The following is a 19,218-nucleotide window of genomic DNA, read 5'->3' as shown; positions in this document are numbered from 1 at the left end:
CGCTTCTCTCCACGCTTTCTCTCTATGTTTGAATTACGGGGTGATGGTTGTAAAAATAAGGGTTGGTGCCTTGTTGATATCTGTATATTCTCTGGTATAAACCGTCGCCGGATTATCGTCGGACACCATCGTTAACCGGAAGCTAAGTGTGCCGTCACTTTGGGTTTGGACATACTTCGTTACGTCAAATGTCACGTAGCTGCCTGCGGTCACAGGAAGATCGCCTGCATCCACATCGCTAAATGCTCTAATTGGTTGATTCATCGCAGTGATAAGCGCTGGATCCCAGCTATCCGAGGCAATCCCATGGAGCAGAAGATCGGCTCCGGCTTGCGCACTCGCCACATACAATTTCAACTGCACCGTATCAACGGTACCTGACAAGGTAGGCAGGGTTGCTTTCATATACCCCGCTTGCTTCCCACCATCTGTCTGAATAAGCATCGTTGTCGTTGTACTGTAGTTCGTATTCGCATTGGTCGAGGTAACACTGTCCACGTACGTATCTGCATCCACAACTTTCGTTGTTTGTGTCGGCGTTTTTACCGTGATGGTCTGTGCGGAAGACGTAAATCCGTTATACAATGCCGATACATTGGCACTTCCTAGACTAACACCTGTGATACCACCACTGTTCGATACCGAAACAACACTCCCCTGACTACTTGTAAAAGTAGCACCTGCCGCAGTTGCGTCTTCCGTTGATGAATCTGCGAAATGAGCCGTTACTTGAAGCTGCTTCACTCCACCGCCGAGCGCAATACTCGCAGGTACACCTGAGATCGTAATGCCTGTCATCGCAGGCGTAGATGCAGAGATGGTATTGCTCACTATTGTTCGATTCGCCTGATCCATCGCTTCAACTTTGAACGTGTACGACGTGCCTGGCAGAAGTCCAGTTGCGGTATACGACGTCTTATTTCCAAAAGTAGTATCGTACAGAACGCCGTTCTTATAAATGCGATAACCAACAATGTTGGTATCATCATTTGCCGCTGGCCAGCTGAGCGTTACTTGTCGCGGAGTTACCGTCCCAAGCGATAAAGGTGTTCCTGAGCTCCAGCTTGGTGCTGTGAGATCTGTCAGGAGATCAGCGGTATACTCATCCGCTCCGACATCTGGAACACCAGCTCTTGCTTCGTGTTCTACATCTTCCGTCACGAAGGACAGGGCGCCGCCACTGCCGTAATTGCCAACCGAGCCATTAATAGCGGGGCTGTTAGTTGCAAGCTTTTTATAAGGAATCGATCTGAGTCTATCGTATTCACTTGACGTCCAAAGCCATGCGTAATCGGTCTGACTCAAATTCAGCACCGCTTCTTTCATCATCGGATAAGCCACTTTCACTTCCGATTCCGTAAGCGCAGCCGAATTCCCCGTTACAAGGGGTACTCCCTGCTGTGGATACATGATATTTCCTGACCAGCTCAAGCCTGGGATTGGCGTCATAATTTTAATCAATTCTTGCTGACCACCAACCACCACATTATTGGCAAAAGTTAGATTCTGCGGAGCCATGCCGTAACGCACAAATCCCAGCTCGATCCCGCTTTTATTGTCCACAAGTGTGTTATTTGCGATCATAATATTCTTGGCAATGTAGTGATTATTGCTTGGGATCGGTTGCGTCAAATTATCGTTATCGCCTGTAGTAAGGGCAATCGTCGCATCCCATTCCGTCCCTGTCAGCCCTTGAAAATAATTGTTATACACCTTGTGATTTTGACCGTAAACCCGCACACCGCCCGTGCCCAACGTTCGGCTATCTGGGGTGGTTGGAAGTACTTCACGACCATTACCAATAAACATGTTGCCATAGACGCTGGAACCGTTACCCGATCTAAGGGATACTTCGCCTAGGGATTCAATGAAATAGTTGTAGCGAATGACATTACCACCGCTTTTGACGGAGACATATTCAGGGTCGCTATCCACATGGTCGAAAATATTGTACTGAATCGTCGCATACGCGTTCAGATGCACCAAATCCGTCACGCCGAGGCGGATGCCTTCGGATTCATTTTCCTGACGAGGCAGCGTATTGCGGAAAATATTGTACTCCACCACATCGTACTGCGTAATTTCATACGTACCCGCTACGGTGTCTCGGTTGCCGTCGAAGAGAATAAACTTACCGCGATCCTTTTTGTTTTCCATCAAATTGTGGTCCACTTGGTTGTGATGAGAGCTCCAACCATCGATGTACACCCAACTGGATTTCGTGGCATCTGTCGCTGTACTTGGTGAGTGAAAGTAATTGTTCGTGATTCGCATATGGTTACAACCTGTAATTCGAATCCAGTTAGAAGCTGTACTGTCCATAACGAACGTCATATCTTGGATGGTGATGTAAGAGCTGTCTGTGAATTTAATCGGACCTGCGTTGAAAACAGCCATCCCTTTATTCTTCGCTTTAATTACAATGGGATTGCTGGCGTCACCATGTTTGCCTGTGATGCTAAAGGAAGCATAATTCCCATTCTCGAGCTCGATCACAGCACCTGGGTTCGCTGCATTTATCGCTTGCGCGAGCTGGGTTGAGTTGCTTACAGAGACAGGAGGATTCGCAATGGTTTGCGGTATCGCTGATATAGCTGGCGTGCTATTCGAACCTTCACCTGCTGTATTCACAGCACTAACGACGAAATAGTAGGTCTGACCAACCGTTAAACCCGTCACCATGTAGTTGGTCGCTGAGATCGCAGAGGTGTTCAGCGTAGTGAAGGGTCCACTCCCACTGGACGCCATCTTCACGTTGTAGCCAGTAGCTGTAGCTGATACTGTCCATGCTATGTTCACTGCACCTGTGCTAGGTAAAGACGTCGTTACATTCGTCGGAGCATTTGGTACTGTCGGAGATGATGTCGATCCACTTGTAGCGGTTGCCGTAATATCGTCAAAAGCTGTTGCACCCGCATAGCTGTAAACGCCGACTTGACCGGATGTGTATGGCGTTGTGTCTGTTCCTGAAAGCACAAGCGTGCTGCCGTAATAGCCTTCGAGCTTCAAGCTGCCATCTGTGTTCTGAGTCGATTGGAGCTTCATAGGCAAGTAGCCTAGACTGTCGAAAGAGGTGCTCAGCGTCGTGTTCGTGACGGAGACACCGCTAGCATTCGGCGTTCCTGCCGTTTGCGGCACGCTAATCTTCGAGCTGCCTGTCACTTTTTCGAGGTAAAACTGATAACTGGATGAGTTTTTCTTCATCGTAAAACGGTAATACGTCGCCGTTGTGCCGCTGCCTGAGTATCTGGCGACGAGTCCAGCATACGTGCTATTCGCCCCAGTCACTTTCAGCTTACCTGTTAGGGTGAGATCACCCGTCTGGATTGCAGGGGCCGTTGCACCCCACTGGTCATTCGTCAGTACATACGTAACACCTGTCGTGGCATCTGTCTGTTTGAGATAGTGATTGAGTCCGACTGTAGCGCTCTCTTCCCCAATCTGCCAGCTTGTGCTCCCTCCGACGACGGTTTTCCAAGGCTGTGCGCTGGTGGAAGCGCTGCCAACTGGTGACGTAAAACCGCTAGTCGCATTGCCGTAGCTTTCGAAGTCTTCTTTGACCGTTTTGAGTTCCACTTGGATATCGTCAAATGCTGTCGCGCCCGCATAACTGTACACGCCGACTTGACCGGATGTGTATGGCATCGTGTCTGTTCCCGAGAGAATGAGCGTGCTGCCATAGTAACCTTGGAGTGTTAGGCTGCCATCTGCGTTTTGAGTCGATTGCAGCTTCATAGGCAAGTAGCCAAGACTATCGAACGAAGTGCTCAGCGTCGTGTTCGTCACGGAAACACCGCTGGCATTCGGGGTGCCTGCCGTTTGAGGCACGCTTACCTTCGTGTTGCCTGTCACCTTTTCGAGATAAAACTGATAGCTGGATGAGTTCTTCTTCATCGTAAAACGGTAATACGTCGCCGTCGTTCCACTCCCTGAGTATCTGGTGACGAGTCCAGCGTACGTGCTGTTGGCACCAGTAACCTTGAGTTTGCCGGACAACGTGAGGTCGCTAGTCTGGATCGCTGGTGTCGCTGTGCCCCACTGGTCATTGGTTAGGACATATGTGACGCCAGTGGTTGCATCCGTCTGTCTCAAAAAGTGATTCTGTGTCGCTCCACCTGATACAGCTTCCTCGTCCATAGTCCAATTCGTGCTGCCGCCGACGACAGTTTTCCATGGCTGTGTGCTGGTCGACGTGCTCCCAACTGGTGAGGTATAGCCGGTTGTCGCGTTGCCGTAGCTTTCGAAGTCCTCCGATAGCGGCAATCCTGCTGCCCAGGCTGCAGGTGTAGGGATGATGGCCAGACACAGGGATAACAGCAAAAGTACGGATAACATGCCACTTACAAGCTTCCTTTTCCTAACCATCCTGGCATTCATAAATATAAATTCACCATCCTTTATATGGAGTTAAGACCCATTATAGTAAGGTGTGACGCTGAAACACATGATCGAATTTAAGCAGCATTGTGTTTTTTTAAAGAGGTGAGGGAACGTTGGTGCGCTATTAGTAGGAATTCTGCCTTTGTGCGAAGGTGAGGGGAACGTCAGTGCGCTATTTGCCTCATTTACGTGTGATTATGCTAGTTTTTAGGGAAATAGCGCATCCTCGTTCCCCTTGGTGGAAGGACGCAGCAAAAAGCCCCGCTCCCTTAGTGGGGCGAGGCTTTCGGGGTGGGGGGGGGGTGGGTTGCTCAGCCTAATGCCCCAGCACCCTCACGTCCCTATATTCGGAAACCGAATATAGATCCGTGTACCAACGCCGAGCTCGCTCGCGATGCTCAGGCCGTACTGCTCGCCGAACACCAGCTGGATGCGGCGGTGCACGTTCATCATGCCGATGCCGCCACTGTTGCCGGCGCCCTTTTGCAGCTTCGCTTCCGCCAATTGATTGGCGCTTAGCTGCTTGTTCAGCGAAGCGAGATGCTCCGGCGTCATCCCGACGCCGTTGTCCTCGAGGACGATAATCAGATCATCGTCCTGCTCCCACGCATCCAGCCGAATATAGTGATGCTCCTCAATGCCATCGGCGAAGCCGTGCTGGAAAATATTTTCGATCAACGGCTGCAACGTCAACCGGGCCGTCTTCTTCAAGAAGAATTCCGGCGGAATTCTGACATCTAGCTCGAACTCCCGCCCCACCCTGTGCTTCATAATCGTCATATAGTTCAGCACATGCTTGAGCTCATTAACGATGGCCGTCTCTTCAATATGTGTCTGCACCGAATAACGGAACATCGTGGCGATGGCATCCACAATCTCTGTAATTTCAGTGGATTGCTGAATGACGGCGTAGACGATAATATTTTCCAACGTATTATATAGAAAATGCGGGTTGATTTGCAGCTGCAACGATTGCAGCTCGGCCTTCTGTCGCTCCAATTCAGCGTCTTTCTTGCTGAGCTCTGTTCGGTACAAGGTGTCCATTAATTCAGACAGGGAAACGACCATCAGATTGTAACGCTGGATTAACTCATCCAGCTCATTATTCGTTTGCAGCTGGGGGATTTTCACCCAGTTTCCTTTTTCCGTTTGGCGCATGCCATTTTTCAAAATTTGAATCGGCTTCGTAATGTTTCTCCCAAATCGATAGGATAGCAATAGCGCTAACAGCAGTGTAATGCCCCCTACCCAGAAGGCGGAGTAGCGAATGCTCGATAGTGGGCGATTAATATCCGCCGTCGGGATCGACACCATGAGGTTCCAGCCCGTATAAGCCGACTTCGAGCTGACGACCATCCGCTCTTCCCCAAATGAGGAATCCTTGAATGATCTCAAGTCATTCCCTTCTATTTTCGCCATAAGCGCCTTGTTCACAGTAGTTCCAATCCGCTGCTTGTCGGGATGATACACAATGCGCCCCTCATTATCGACAATGGCAAAAAATCCGCTCGGCCCTAAATTGATCCCCTTCCACAAGGTTGCGAACTCATCCGCTTTAATCTCGATGGCAAGGATGCCTTTGAACTCATTGAACACTTCACCATGAATTTTGCGCGCCAACGTGATAAATTGGTTACTACTTTCAGAGAATACACTATTGCTAATAATCGTCATGTTGCCTTGCGGATCCGTCTCTTTGTCCAGCTCCTCCATCGTAAAAGCAGGTACCGGATCTACAATCGGCTTCAGCGCAGGATTCTCATAGTACACATAGTGATCGAAATAATCAGCCAAATAGACGGTCATAATCTCCGGCGACTTAATAAAAAGCGGATTGATGACGTTATCTATCAAACTATCCGTGAACTGATAATACTCGTAATCGCCCGTTGGTGGGTCGTCGACGAACTTTTTGACCGAGCTATTGGTAAAAAGCGATAGATGCGCGCGCTCATAATTTTTCAAATATAAATCCGTATGATTGACCGCATTCGATACAATTTCCGTCAAATGCTGCTCCGTTTGCTCCTTCAGCTTGTTCGACGAAATATAGTAGGAAGAGAAACCGATCGACATGACGGTAATGAGAACAATGGCAGCCACATAGGCGAAAATGCTGCGAGCTAACGATGGCTTCATCATTTGATCCCCATCATATGCCGATATTCAAGCGGTGAGAGACCTGTGACTTTTTTGAACATCCGGGAAAAATGCGGGTAGTTTTCATAGCCGATCTCATAAGCAATATCGTTCGTGCGGTAGTGCGGCATTTCCAGCATTCGCTTCGCCAACTCAATTCGTTTCGTGATGCGGTATTGCACAAATGTTTCCTTGAACACTTTCTTGAACAACAAACTTAAATAAGGCGGTGTAATGCCGAGATATTCGGCAACGTCCTCTAGGGAGAGACTATTCGTAATGTTGGCATCCATGTACATTTTCGCTTTTTGCATAAGATCCTGACCACCTCGCTGCAGTGCCAGTTCATCAATGATCTTCATGATTTGCTCCTGAAGCTGCTGGAAATAGGCCATCATATCCATTGTATCGGTTATTTCTTCCGTTTTGGGCTGAAAGCTGCGAAGGGATAAGCGCTTCTTGAGCATGGGTAAGCAATCCTGAAGCAGCTGTATAAACTCGGAATCCGAGGAGGAGGCCGACATGCAATACAACCGCAATTCCTCCAAATGCGCCTCTACCGCATCGATTCGCAGCGTCCAGATCGCCTCTACAATTTTCTCAATCCAATCCTCATACTTCGAAATGGATAAAATCGCATGACCGCTCTGTGAAATCAGTTTGTTCAGCAGATCATGGATTTTGACCGGCGTAAACGGTTTCAACAAATATTCTTTGACCCCGTAAGACATGCCCGCCTGCGCATATTCGAAGTCTCCGTAACCTGAAATAATGACTTTCTGAATCAGTGGATATTTCTCATGTACCTGTTTACACAGCTCGAGTCCATCCATTTTCGGCATCCGAATATCTGTAAAAAGCAGCTGCGGCATCGATTCCTCGATCATTTGCAGTGCCTTCACACCGTTACTAGCCGTACGTATCGAATCAAATTTATGCGCATGCTGCTTCAGCATGATAACCATACCTTTTAGAATAAGCGGTTCGTCGTCTACAATCAGAATTTGCTTCATCCAGCCGCCCTCCCCTATGGCAAAAAACATTTATCCTCAACCCGAGAATAAATGCTTTCCACCCAATCCACAAGCTATTTTTTAGTCACCCATCACGATGCCGTCTTTTTTGTTGTAACGTTCCGTTGCTTCCTTGATGATTTCATTTCCACCTTTGGCCTTCCAATCTTCCAACGCTTTCGGCCAATCCGAAATCGGCTCCTTACCATACACCATTTTCAGCATATGATCTAGAATGACCGGCGGCATGTCGGAGAATTTCAGACTCGCATCTGTAAATTTCGCTGTCGTTGAAAGCTCCGGAGCGAAGGAGATCCCGTTTCTTCCTTCTTTTGTAACGATGGTGTCAAATTGTGTGATTAACTTTTTACCATCTTCCGTTGTGTTCAAAAGTGTTCTGTTCAGCGCAGTATCTTCCACAAGTCTCAGCATAACCGAACGGAACTGTTCTTCAAGCGAGCCTTCTGGTGTCGTCGGTTGTTTGTAAACGACTTTATTATCTTGCATCGTGTACGTGTCGCCTTCAATACCGAAGTTAAAGAATCGATCGCCTGATTCAGTCACCATGTAGTTCATCATTTTTACAATCGCGATGGCTTTCTCCTTGCTAACCTTACTATTGATGTAGGACAATCCGCCTGTGTAGCTGTATTTCATCATCCCGCCCTTCCCATCATCACCGACTGGGGACGGAATAATGATCACTTCCGATTTGGCATTGGCAGGCTTCGTTGTACTAATCCAGTTCATCAACAAGTTTGCGTTGTGATTCCATACACCGGATTTACCCGCATTGATGTTGTTCGTCCATTTGTTGCCGTCAAGACTTGCGAAATCCTTCGCCATTAAGCCTTCATCGTACATCGTTTTGTAGACAGTCAGTGCTTTCTGCATGGCTTCCACTTTGAAAAACTTCGGTACAACCTGATCGCCAATTTTCTCGAACATCGTGCTATACGGCATAACGTCATACGCTCCGAAAATCACATCGGAATAGACGAAATCTTTGCGGAAAGCATACGGTTCAGCAACACCATTCTTCTTCATGGCCCGCAAGACGTTAAGGAAATCGTCTACCGTCTTCGGTACTGGCAGCCCCGTTTGATCCAACAGATCTTTCCGGATAAACGTAGAGCGACGGCTAGCGTTGGACAAATATTCAGGAATGGCATAAATTTTGCCGTTATACTTCACTTCATTCCAAGCTTGCTCAGGAATCGCTTTCAATAAATCTTTGCCATATTCCTTAAGCAGATCATCAAGCGGCATGAACAATCCACCCTTGATCGCTCCGCTCATATCGGGTCCCTGTGGGAACATCCCTTGAATCGTGTTCATCACATCCGGCAGATCCGTGCTTGCGAACATCAACGCTGTCTTTGGTTTAAATTCCGCATGCGGTACAAGGCGAAGATCAAGCTGCGTATTCGTTAATTCACCAAGCTTTTTCACCCATTTATCATTGTTGATGTCTGTGCTGCTGAGTGCGTATTTATTTAAGGAGTCGCTTAAGGAAATCGAGATTTTCACCGGTGCTTGCGCTTTCGCGGAACTTGCAGGGCTTACTGGATTTGCTGAGCTTGCACTAGTTCCAGTCGTACTCGTTGAAGAATTGGAGCAACCCGCGATAACTGCCACCATGAGCGTTGAGACGAGACCCGTTTTCAACCAAGCTTTCATTGTATATCCCCCTAATCGATATGTTGTTGATTCGTGATCATCTTATCGTGAAAGAAAAACTTGGAACATTGTGTTTTTTAAGCTCAGTTGATCTTTATTATACAGTTTTTACGATTTTATCGAACCGATTAACATTCCTTTGATAAAATGCTTTTGCAGGAAAGGGTACACAAGCATGATCGGAATCGTCGCAATGACGATAACAGCCATCTTCAGTCCTTCCGGCGATAAATTGGCAATATCCCCTGCTGTATTGGCTAAATCGGAGGAATCGGTCACGACAAATTCACGTAATTTCACTTGAAGCGGGAACAGCGCACGATTGTTGATAAAATAGAGCGCATTCGAATAGTTGTTCCACAACGCCACCGAATAAATGATACTCATCGTCGCCATCGCTGGCTTCGAAAGCGGCAAAATAATGCTCCAAATCGTGCGAATCTCCCCTGCGCCGTCAATCCGTGCGGACTCAATTAGCTCACCTGGGATGGACAGGAAAAAGGAGCGCATCACGAACAAGTTAAACGCACTGATCGCCCCGGGCAGCATTAGCGCCCATAAGCTATCGAGCAGCCCCAGATTACGAACCAACAAGTAATTCGGGATAAGTGGAGCATGAAAAATCATCGTAATGAGGACGAGCAGCAAAATATATTTGCGCTCTCGATATTCATTTCGGGATAGCGGATACGCTAAGCTTGCCGTCATGACGAGACTGATGAGTGTACCACAAACCGTAATAATTACGCTTACACTAAAAGCGCGCCATATGGCGATTTGCTTCAGAACGGTTACGTAGTTATCTAGCGTGAATTGAACAGGCCATAGGACGACCTTTCCCGCACTGAGTGCAACAGGTCCGCTGAAGGACTGGGCGATAATATTTAATATCGGCAGCACCATGATTAAGCTGATCAGAATGAGCCCAATCGGATTCAGGATGGAGATAGGACTTGGTTTATTTAAAGCTGACTTACGCTTAGACATACGAGGAGCCTCCTTTCTTCGCTAGGTTAGTATAAACCCTCGCCGGTTGCTTTTTTGCTGAACATATTAGCAGTTACGATAAGAACGAACCCAATCACCGACTTAAATAGGCCAATGGCTGTCGTGTAGCTATATTCACGCTGAATGAGCCCCACCCGATAAATGTACGTATCCAAAATATCCCCTTGCGAATTATTCAAAGGATTTAAGAACACGAACACCCGCTCAAAACCTAAATCCAGAAAATTACCAATTTGCAAAAGAAAGAGGATCGTAATCGTCGTTAAAATACTCGGAATCGTAATGGACCACGTTTGTTTCCAACGTGATGCGCCGTCAATTTGCGCTGCTTCGTACAAGTCTGGATTAATTCCGCTCATCGCTGCCAAATAAATAATGGTACTCCAGCCCGCATCCCGCCAAACGCTTGAGCTCACGATAATGGTCCGGATGAAGGAATCCTCACCCATGAAATAAATCGGTTCATGTCCGAACAGCGTCACGATATAGTTGACGACACCGCTTGTCGGATTCAAGATTTCGATCACAATGCCTCCGACCACCACCCATGACAAAAAGTGAGGTAAGTAGACCGCCGTCTGGACAAAACGTTTGAAAATCTGGTTGCGTAGCTCATTCATCATTAACGCCAATAGGATCGGGATCGGGAAGGCGAAGAACAAAGTGTAGAAGCCGATGGCCATCGTGTTTTTTAAAATGCGCCAGAAATCCGCGTACTCGAACATGCGCCGGAAATTGTCCAAGCCCACCCAATCGCTTTTCCATATCCCGGTGAAAATACTGTAGTCTTGAAAGGCCATCACCGACCCCGTCAGCGGGATATATTTGAAGATTAAAAAGTAAACAATGCCCGGAATCGACAACAGGTACAGCACTTTGTAGCGATTGTAATAGGTCAACAACCCTGATTTTTTCGCCGATTGCTCTTGAGGCTTGCTTAGCGTCGGCTTAACCTCTGAATAGCTCATGTTCTCCATCACCCTATCATCGTTGTTATGTATGAAGTGTACCGTAGGCGAGTCGAAAGAGGGATACCGTGAATTAATGGCACTTATCTTTTTTTAATATTTGTGGCTTAGCTGGGCGCTGGGAGGTGTGGAACCGTCCCACTACTTAACTCCACGTAACTAAGTGAACTAATAGTGCGTTCTTGTCGGCCAACCCTACCTCCTTTATACTTACAGCAACAAGGGATGATGAGAGGATGATTCTAGCAGATGAAGTATAGAAATATGGGACGCAGCGGGTTAAAAGTAAGCGAAATCGCCTTAGGAAGCTGGCTTACATACGGAACAGCCGCCGAGCAAAAAGCCGCAGATGCTTGCATCGCGAAAGCTTTTGAAAGCGGCATTAATTTCTTCGACACCGCGAATGCTTATAATCGTGGCGAAGGCGAGAAAGCGATGGGAGCTGCGCTGAAAGGGTACGATCGCTCGAGTTATGTGCTCTCGACGAAGGTGTATTTCCCGATGGGCGATGGCCCGAATGATCGCGGTTTATCCCGCAAGCATATCTTCGAGCAATGCGATGCCAGCTTGAAACGACTTGGCGTGGACTACGTCGATATCTATTTCTGCCATCGGTACGACGTTCACACACCGCTGGAGGAAACGCTTCGCGCGCTGGACGATTTGGTCGCGCAAGGCAAAATTCTTTACCCCGCCGTCAGCGAATGGAACGGCGCTCAAATTACGGAAGCCGCAAGCATCGCTGAGCGTCTTCGTCTTCGTCCGCTGATTTCGAATCAGCCGATCTATAATATGTTCGAGCGCTATATTGAGCGCGAGGTGCTTCCTGTTTCCGAGCAAAAAGGACTCGGACAAGTTGTTTTTTCACCGCTTGCACAAGGGATTCTGACTGGTAAATATAAACTGGGACAGCCACTACCAGCCGATAGTCGTGCTGCGAACAACTCCGTAAATAGCATCATTAACAGCTATCTCAACGACCATATTCTCCAGACCGTTCATGAGCTGGAGGAACTTGCGCAAAAGCTAGACATGTCCCTAGCGCAGCTTGCAATAGCATGGGTTCTTCGCCAACCAGGCATTAGTACCGCGCTGATTGGTGCAACCAAACCTGAACAGATCGAGGAAAACGTGAAGGCTGTAGACGTTACGCTCGGAGCAGAGACATTGGAGCAGATTGAGGCTATTTTGAAAAAAGTTGCCGACTTCTCTCCTGCACGATAGAGAATCGACATCTGACGGAATATAAAGAAGACAGCGCCCACTAAGCTCTGTCTTCTTTTGTTTTGCTTATTGTACATAAACTACAGAACAAGCTATATTCAAGGGAACACTATTATTTATAGTACACATGTGAAAAGAAGAGGTGACCCTTGTGCTTGATATCAATGCACTCGCTGCACAGTATACGGGACGAGTCGTGACGGTTGCCGGTGTGTTTAAAGCTGTAATACCCGCAAAATGCACCTATCATTCCTACACCAAAGAACGCCTCACATTAACTTCGGGTTATGTGTTTATCGTGAGAGGCAGCGGCTCGTTCATTTTTAATGAAACCGCCTATCACTTACAAGCTGGCATGGTTGTCCACGGAGGACCTCAAATGACATTGACCTTGTCAACTGAGGATTCCGAACTCGAATACATTCTTGTACGATATTCGCTAGAAGATGCAGCATCTACAACGCAACCCGCTCAGCCTTCGTTGGTTAATGACCATTTTCAATTAGAGCCCGGCGCCAATCCCATATTAAGTGAACACTTAAGCCAACTCTATGAATCCTTTTTTACCCCAGGGCATATGGCTTTACTTCGAACTGGGTTTCTATTCCAGATGATTATTTATGAACTGTTTGCTGCCTGCCTCAATCGTCTCAATGGGAACAGTAAGGACATGATTTCACTTGCTCGAGATTACATTCATAACCACTATATGGACACTTTGAATTTGCAAAAGCTTGCTGACATCCATGGAACAAGCCCGCAGTCTTTTTCTTATTTTTTCAAAAAATACACAGGTGTGTTCCCGATCGATTACTTGATTCAACACCGTATGAAACGTGCGCAGGAGCTGCTTTCACTCGGTAATTATTCGATTAAGCAGGTTGCCGCGAGCGTTGGTTATGAAGATGCCCTGTATTTTAGCCGATTATATAAAAAGCACTTCGGTTACACCCCAAGCCAATCCCAAAGGAATTAGCGAATAATCCATATCCGTTTCTTCATTTGTCCATTTTCAGAAAGTGGACTTGTTTGTTATAGTCTTTTGGTAATGAAAATCATTATCAAGGAGAATGAATCATGTTTCTATTCAAAAAAGGCTGGATGGTTACATTCAGTATCTTATGTGTCTTTGCAATACTCGCAGCTGGCTGCGGAAATGGCGGTAATGCTAGCTCAACAGATGTGCCTGCTTCATCACCTGCAGCGACTGCCACACCTGCCCCTGCCAAAAAAGGTCCCTCCAAAATCGTCGTCACCTATTTCCCCTATGCGGATCACCTCTTTGCACTTGGCAAAGCTGATGCGGTAGCGGGTGTTGTCAATCTGAAATCGTTGCAAGATTTCCCGGTCTACGACACGTTTCTGAAAAGCGGGAAGGTTGCAAATCTCGGGGATAAAATTGATTTTGAGAAAATCCTGGCGTTGAATCCCGATCTCATTATCGCTTCGGATGCTGACCAGAAAGATCTTGATCAATTGAATAAAATCGCCAAAACCGTCACAGTGAAAGCCACTTTGAACTGGCAAGAAACGATTCGTGGCGTTGCCGCTGCTGTAGAGGAAGAGGCTGCTGCCGACACCTATGTCAATCAGTTCCTTAGCAAACAAACGGAAGTCAGCTCCGTGATCGAGAAATCTGGGGTAAAAGGAAAAACCGCGTTATTCATCATGCCATGGAAGAAAGGTTTTACTTACTGGAGCGGTTCCCGTATGGCCATATACTACGAGAAGCTGGGCTTTAAACCTTTTGAAGGGATGAAAAACGTCGGTGAAATTACGCTGGAGGGTGTTAGTGAATTGAATCCGGAGTATATCTTCATCGGCAAAGATTATACGAATACGAGTGAAGTTACAATAGATTCGCTCAACCAGAACCCGATTTGGAATTCTTTATCCGCTGTCAAAAACAAAAAAATGTTCGTTGTCGATACCGAAATTCTAGGTCCTCTTGCCATGGGGCAAGTTAAAGGGCTGGACTATATGAGCAAACTGTTTTCTGCCAAATAAGCGATGCAAAAGATGCCGTTTCTAAGGTCAAATGACCATAGGAACGGCTTTTTATGATAGAATAGGTGTTATTTCCTAGTGGAAGTCTTGTAATAAATAACCAATAAGAGGCGTATTACTTCATATCTAACAAATCAGAAAATGGGAGGCTTTTATGGATAACCGGCAAATATTATCCGCTTTAAGCTATTTCAGCGTATTTTTTGCTCCATTTCTTTTACCTATTGTTATTTATTTCGTTGTTACGGACCATGAGGTTAAACATCATGCGAAATGGGCGTTCCTCTCCCATTGCTTACCCATTGCAGGCTTCATTCTTACCTGGCTATTGGGTTTAAACAGTATCGTGAATGGCGGTCACATGTCACAGTTCATTATTCCGTTGATTTTAACCGGGCTTGCTTATTTGGTCGTCTTTATTTGGAATATTGTGATGGGCATTAAGGTGTTGGCTCGTTAAAGAGACCACCCGACACATCCTCGTGTCAGGCAGTCCACTGGATGAAACGCTTTAGCTCACGTTCACTCTCACCGTTTTCTTAAAAAATCCAATCCCGTATGAGATATCTAGATAGGATACACCACTTGGAATTGTGTAGGACGCTCTCAAATAATAGTCATTGCTGCTCGCCTCGGTCACCGTGATCTTACTCTGACTTCCTGTATTCGTCGTAATAACGACTTGCCCCGTTTCGGCTGAACTTTCGTTGAAGTTAAGCGGTGCTTTCAGCCGAATTCCGATTGCCGATCCCGCTGCTGCTGAACTAATCTCCGTGCTGAATGCGGAATTGAATGCTTTGATTTCCAAATCATCCGCCGCAGAATAAGCAAGAGAATCATTCCATGCTGTATTAAAAGCAACCCAACCCTCGGTGTACCCATGATCCGCCGTCGGCGTGAATGGATACGCCGTTTCTTTTGGTGCGCCATCTAGAACGCCTGGTACACTCATTAGATGACCATAACCACCATTATAGAAGTTAAACCAACCTTTATTAACACCTGCAATCTCCGTAACGGCATCATAACTAAAGTGCCTGCCAAAGGGATTGCGTCCGAACACATCATCGATTTGTGCAATACCAATTTGCTCAAGTCTATCCTTCATCGTGCTATTCGTGAGCACTCTTCGTGCAGCATAAGCTGATGCCAAGAAGCCTGCAGGACTCCCCGGTTCGTTATACGCTGTTAATCCCCCCGTCCATTGATCCAGTGTTCCCGTCCCATCCGAAGTATCGGCATACTTTCTTAGATCCCACAAATTATTGGAGCGTTTGATCATCAGATCAGACCACGCATTAATTTTGGCTGATAGTCCAGGCGGTGCCAGAGTTGGATAGACTTCTTGGAAATAGGCCAATGCTTCCATCGTAATATGCTCACTCATGCGTTGTCCTTTGGTGTTAGCTGGATTGTTCAGATCTACATTGTTAATTAACCACAAACAATTGTTATACGCCGCATCAAAGTATGCCTGATAATTCGATAACCCATCACGCTTTGCCACTTCGTACATGAGTAAATTCGGCACAATGGCATAGCCTGGCGGCTGCTGCCCTTTCACCGTTCCGATGACCGACTGCGTCGCAAATAAATTGTTATCACTGGAGCCACCCACATCATACCATTGCAGATTCGAATTGGGATTCGACCACTGCTGAATCGTAAAATCTCTAATCTGCGTATAAAAACTGCTGCTCACATAGTTGCTAATCTGCGGATAAAGGTAGAGAAAATAAGCCAGCTGCCCTTTGATGAGCGCATGCAAATCTTTGGCATTATTCGTCTTGAGATCGTAATAACGTTGAGCACCGAATTTCATGAGCCACACAATATCGGGTTCATTTTGCACACGAAGCTCGGCATATTGACTGGTCGATAGATTGGAAATGCCATACGGCATCCGGTCATAGGCACTTGGGTTCGCCATATATTGCAGCACTAAGGAGTTTAATTCGAACGAAAACTGATGACTATCGCGCCATCCATACCCTGTGTTGCCACCTACATCAAAGGTATCTTGACGGGATTGATCCATAAAACGCAAAGCAGGAAGAATCGAAACCCGCTGCATCCAATACTTGCCTATCGCAAAATTGTAAGAGTTCTGCCCACTGCTTTGCACGTAGTACTCACCGATGCTCGCAGGATTAAAGCTTGAGAAATCCGCGATTTGCCCGTTGACGGAACCTGTAAATACAGTGGAGTTGTCTGTTGCCTTTTTCACATAAAAAGGGGTGCCATTCGCTACATTCGTGACGGTTGCCCGCTTCGGTTTATCGAGATCATACCCACTCTGATTGACAAATACCGCAATCGTCGTAGTATCTGACCCCGCACCCGGCGGTGTTACAGGCTCTGCCGCGTCCGCTGTTGCCTCGAATTTCACAGCATTAGCACGCGTATTCCCCGACTTCACTTTCAGCGACACCGTGAGGGCCGCATCGGCAGTTGCACTGACGGTGGCAATTTTGTTCCACGTGTTCGGATTCAGCGTCTGATTTACCGTTTTCGCCCACACCCCGTTCAATGAGGTAACGGTATAATCAGCACTTGACGTGTTATTACTGCTCGGGTACCACACATACACATGGTAATTGCCTGTGGCTGGCGCATATTGGCTCCATGTTGCCGTACTATTCGCAGCCGTCGAATATCTGGAAGCGGTTCCATTAAAGCCCGTAAGTGAACTATTCAGCCACGTTCCTGTCTCCGCGTAACCCGCATCTCCATTCGTAATGATGATCGGTGCAACTGCCGTTCCATCGTCAACGACGATAGCGTCGAAGCTAGCGCTCTGACCATACGTACGCAGACCGACTGCGCCTTGTGTGATGGTCGTGTCCGTTGTGGTGATTTTAGCTGTTGTCATATCGTCTAAATAACCTTTGAGCGCTGATCCACTCACTTCTAGCTTCAACGTGTGCCACGTGTTCAAATCCATCGCAAAACTATATGTACCCAAGAGTGTAAACGTCCCACTGCTTTTGCGATAGAGCTGCAGCCCGTTCGTTCCGTGAATTCGGAGCAAATAATAATTGTTTGCATCCGTGTAACGCGCAATAACGCCTGAAGCGGCTGTTGCATTCATCGTATTGAGCTTCATACTAGCTGTAACCGAATAATTGGCCCAATTCGTACTTCCTACAAATGCAACCCCTTCTGCCGTTGAACTCGTATTAGACTGTTTGTACGTGTACGTCCCATCTGATACAACAGACCATGTCCCACTTGCAGCCGTCCACCCTGTGGCATTCGCATCCTCGAAATTGTCATTGAAGATCGTTGCCGCGTAAGCCCCATTTCCAGCTGGTAAGATCCCGAGCATGCATGTAAACAAACTGATTATAAGTAGATAAGCAGTCACCTTCCTGCTACATTTTGTCATAATCTTACACCTCCTATATCCTTGTAATACCTCCTTCACCTAGTCATATGTTCGTTATACAAGATTGAATACGTTTGTCGAAATAAAAAACAAGCCGTCCCAGCCATGTCATATGACCTGCGGAACGACTTATTTATCATCGGATATGCCCTTCTATTCCTTCTTTGTGTACACATAAAAATAATAGATATAAGGATTGGCCTCATCTGTCTCTCCTTGCTCCACCGAAACCTCATTCCACTGCGTATAGTCAATCTCGGGAAAATAGGTATCTCCATCAAATTCATAATCGATTTTGGTCATGTAAAGCTTGTCCGCATAGGGTAAAAACAAACGATATATCTCTTCTCCGCCAAAAATGAAGATCTCTTCCTCACCACGGCACATCTCGAATACCTCTGTAACGGAATGTGCGACCTCGCACCCCTGCGCTGAAAAGGTGACATCTCGGGTTAGAATGATATTTTTTCTACCTGGAAGAGCTTTGCCGATAGATTCGAAATTTTTTCTACCTAAAATAATCGCATGCCCCATCGTCGTTTTCTTCACGTACTGCCACTCTTTGGGCAGTCTCCACGGTAAATCATTATTTTTACCAATCACGCGATTCTTGTCCATGGCAACAATAAAAGAAATTTTCATACAATCACACCCTTATCCCTCTGAAAATACCATTTTCATCATAATGCCTGCTATGGTTTGATCTACCTGATTCTTTTTCTTCTCAACCTGATAGGGCTTGAATCCTAATTTGGCATAAAATAGTACCCCTCTTGTGTTCACATTGTGACAAACAAGATGCAATTCTTTTACTTGGAGCTCATCCTTCGCTTGAGCCATCATCGTTCGAATCAACGATTCCGCCGCTCCCTTACCTCTGGCCTCTGAAGATACAATGACATTGCCGAGCCAGCAGCGATTTCCCTCTTCATAGCCATAGATATTGGCATATCCGAGCACCTGCCCCTTCTCATTTACCACGACCGTTTGCTTCAACCTATTTTGGGTAGACGCTATGAGTTGCTCAGGCGTGAGCGGAAATTGGAATGCCGGAGACATGAAATACAACTCTTCCGCGTTCCGTGGAAAAGTGCTAATTGTCTCGAAATCCGCGATAATTGCTGATCTACATGTGAACATAGGAACCCCTCCTAGTATGGAAAAGTAGAAAATGAAAAGCGAATGCATCCGGTTTGAGGAAAGGGTGCTCGCAGGAGCGGCACTAGCTTTAGCGCCCAAAAAGGGCGTTAAAGTGCTCTTTTCCTCGCCGGGCGGCGGCCAAGGGAACATTTAAGGCCCCAAATGCATCTAGAATAAAAAGTGGACGTCTCTTAGTGTAGAAGTAATAATAATCTTAACTATGAACTAAGAGGTGTTTGTCCATGAGCGATTCAAGACAACGATATAATGA

At 46.7% G+C, this 19,218-nt stretch carries 13 protein-coding genes; 4 read left to right on the top strand and 9 right to left on the bottom strand.

Features of this window, described 5'->3' with window-relative positions; all coding sequences use genetic code 11:
- Positions 1 to 33 precede the first annotated feature (33 nt).
- The 6 genes from AC58QT_RS33685 to AC58QT_RS33660 all read right to left on the bottom strand — a co-directional run bounded on the left by AC58QT_RS33685 (position 34) and on the right by AC58QT_RS33660 (position 11,188).
- Positions 34 to 4,335, bottom strand: coding sequence for a chondroitinase-B domain-containing protein (locus AC58QT_RS33685; protein WP_497412803.1), 4,302 nt, complete (start codon positions 4,333 to 4,335; stop codon positions 34 to 36).
- Positions 4,336 to 4,713: 378 nt separating this feature from the next.
- Positions 4,714 to 6,522, bottom strand: a complete 1,809-nt coding sequence (locus AC58QT_RS33680) for a sensor histidine kinase (RefSeq protein WP_497412802.1) — start codon at positions 6,520 to 6,522, stop codon at positions 4,714 to 4,716.
- A complete protein-coding gene (locus AC58QT_RS33675) occupies positions 6,519 to 7,532 on the bottom strand; it encodes a response regulator transcription factor (RefSeq protein ID WP_497412801.1) in 1,014 nt (337 codons plus the stop codon). The genes AC58QT_RS33680 and AC58QT_RS33675 overlap by 4 nt, the downstream gene beginning before the upstream one ends.
- Before the next feature lie 81 nt (positions 7,533 to 7,613).
- On the bottom strand, positions 7,614 to 9,212 hold the full coding sequence (locus AC58QT_RS33670; RefSeq protein ID WP_497412800.1) for an extracellular solute-binding protein: 1,599 nt from the start codon (positions 9,210 to 9,212) through the stop codon (positions 7,614 to 7,616).
- A gap of 108 nt (positions 9,213 to 9,320) precedes the next feature.
- Positions 9,321 to 10,199: a carbohydrate ABC transporter permease gene (locus AC58QT_RS33665; protein WP_497412799.1), complete on the bottom strand. Its 879-nt coding sequence runs from the start codon at positions 10,197 to 10,199 to the stop codon at positions 9,321 to 9,323.
- 26 nt (positions 10,200 to 10,225) lie between these two features.
- Positions 10,226 to 11,188: an ABC transporter permease gene (locus tag AC58QT_RS33660; RefSeq protein WP_497412798.1), complete on the bottom strand. Its 963-nt coding sequence runs from the start codon at positions 11,186 to 11,188 to the stop codon at positions 10,226 to 10,228.
- 249 nt (positions 11,189 to 11,437) lie between these two features.
- Here AC58QT_RS33660 and AC58QT_RS33655 point away from each other — a divergent pair, with 249 nt between their 5' ends.
- The 4 genes from AC58QT_RS33655 to AC58QT_RS33640 all read left to right on the top strand — a co-directional run bounded on the left by AC58QT_RS33655 (position 11,438) and on the right by AC58QT_RS33640 (position 14,879).
- Positions 11,438 to 12,412 carry an aldo/keto reductase family protein gene (locus AC58QT_RS33655; protein WP_497412797.1) on the top strand — a complete coding sequence of 325 codons (975 nt, stop codon included), beginning with the start codon at positions 11,438 to 11,440 and terminating at the stop codon, positions 12,410 to 12,412.
- Between the two features lie 151 nt (positions 12,413 to 12,563).
- Positions 12,564 to 13,388 (top strand): helix-turn-helix domain-containing protein, encoded by an 825-nt coding sequence (locus tag AC58QT_RS33650; RefSeq protein ID WP_497412796.1) that lies wholly within the window; start codon positions 12,564 to 12,566, stop codon positions 13,386 to 13,388.
- A 101-nt stretch (positions 13,389 to 13,489) separates the two neighbouring features.
- Positions 13,490 to 14,419, top strand: a complete 930-nt coding sequence (locus AC58QT_RS33645) for an ABC transporter substrate-binding protein (protein ID WP_497412795.1) — start codon at positions 13,490 to 13,492, stop codon at positions 14,417 to 14,419.
- A gap of 154 nt (positions 14,420 to 14,573) precedes the next feature.
- Positions 14,574 to 14,879 carry a hypothetical protein gene (locus AC58QT_RS33640; protein WP_310502641.1) on the top strand — a complete coding sequence of 102 codons (306 nt, stop codon included), beginning with the start codon at positions 14,574 to 14,576 and terminating at the stop codon, positions 14,877 to 14,879.
- Between the two features lie 51 nt (positions 14,880 to 14,930).
- Here the strand turns inward: AC58QT_RS33640 and AC58QT_RS33635 are convergent, their stop codons facing one another.
- The 3 genes from AC58QT_RS33635 to AC58QT_RS33625 form a co-directional block, all read right to left on the bottom strand.
- Positions 14,931 to 17,807 carry a golvesin C-terminal-like domain-containing protein gene (locus AC58QT_RS33635; protein WP_497412794.1) on the bottom strand — a complete coding sequence of 959 codons (2,877 nt, stop codon included), beginning with the start codon at positions 17,805 to 17,807 and terminating at the stop codon, positions 14,931 to 14,933.
- A 153-nt stretch (positions 17,808 to 17,960) separates the two neighbouring features.
- A complete protein-coding gene (locus AC58QT_RS33630) occupies positions 17,961 to 18,449 on the bottom strand; it encodes a dihydrofolate reductase (RefSeq protein WP_497412793.1) in 489 nt (162 codons plus the stop codon).
- Positions 18,450 to 18,461: 12 nt separating this feature from the next.
- The gene (locus tag AC58QT_RS33625; RefSeq protein ID WP_497412792.1) at positions 18,462 to 18,947 is read right to left on the bottom strand and encodes a GNAT family N-acetyltransferase; all 486 of its coding nucleotides are present in this window, start codon (positions 18,945 to 18,947) and stop codon (positions 18,462 to 18,464) included.
- Between the last annotated feature and the right edge of the window lie 271 nt (positions 18,948 to 19,218).

The organism is Paenibacillus sp. J31R109 (assembly GCF_059692055.1).
This window is presented reverse-complemented; position numbering and strand designations above follow the sequence as displayed.

Excerpts from the sequence above, each read along its gene's own strand:
- AC58QT_RS33670 (WP_497412800.1), bottom strand. The coding sequence starts at position 9,212 with ATGAAAGCTTGGTTGAAAACGGGTCTCGTCTCAACGCTCATGGTGGCA.
- AC58QT_RS33645 (WP_497412795.1), top strand. The coding sequence starts at position 13,490 with ATGTTTCTATTCAAAAAAGGCTGGATGGTTACATTCAGTATCTTATGT.
- AC58QT_RS33640 (WP_310502641.1), top strand. The coding sequence starts at position 14,574 with ATGGATAACCGGCAAATATTATCCGCTTTAAGCTATTTCAGCGTATTT.
- AC58QT_RS33680 (WP_497412802.1), bottom strand. The coding sequence starts at position 6,522 with ATGATGAAGCCATCGTTAGCTCGCAGCATTTTCGCCTATGTGGCTGCC.
- AC58QT_RS33675 (WP_497412801.1), bottom strand. The coding sequence starts at position 7,532 with ATGAAGCAAATTCTGATTGTAGACGACGAACCGCTTATTCTAAAAGGT.
- AC58QT_RS33685 (WP_497412803.1), bottom strand. The coding sequence starts at position 4,335 with ATGTTATCCGTACTTTTGCTGTTATCCCTGTGTCTGGCCATCATCCCT.
- AC58QT_RS33660 (WP_497412798.1), bottom strand. The coding sequence starts at position 11,188 with ATGAGCTATTCAGAGGTTAAGCCGACGCTAAGCAAGCCTCAAGAGCAA.
- AC58QT_RS33635 (WP_497412794.1), bottom strand. The coding sequence starts at position 17,807 with ATGACAAAATGTAGCAGGAAGGTGACTGCTTATCTACTTATAATCAGT.
- AC58QT_RS33665 (WP_497412799.1), bottom strand. The coding sequence starts at position 10,199 with ATGTCTAAGCGTAAGTCAGCTTTAAATAAACCAAGTCCTATCTCCATC.
- AC58QT_RS33625 (WP_497412792.1), bottom strand. The coding sequence starts at position 18,947 with ATGTTCACATGTAGATCAGCAATTATCGCGGATTTCGAGACAATTAGC.
- AC58QT_RS33655 (WP_497412797.1), top strand. The coding sequence starts at position 11,438 with ATGAAGTATAGAAATATGGGACGCAGCGGGTTAAAAGTAAGCGAAATC.
- AC58QT_RS33630 (WP_497412793.1), bottom strand. The coding sequence starts at position 18,449 with ATGAAAATTTCTTTTATTGTTGCCATGGACAAGAATCGCGTGATTGGT.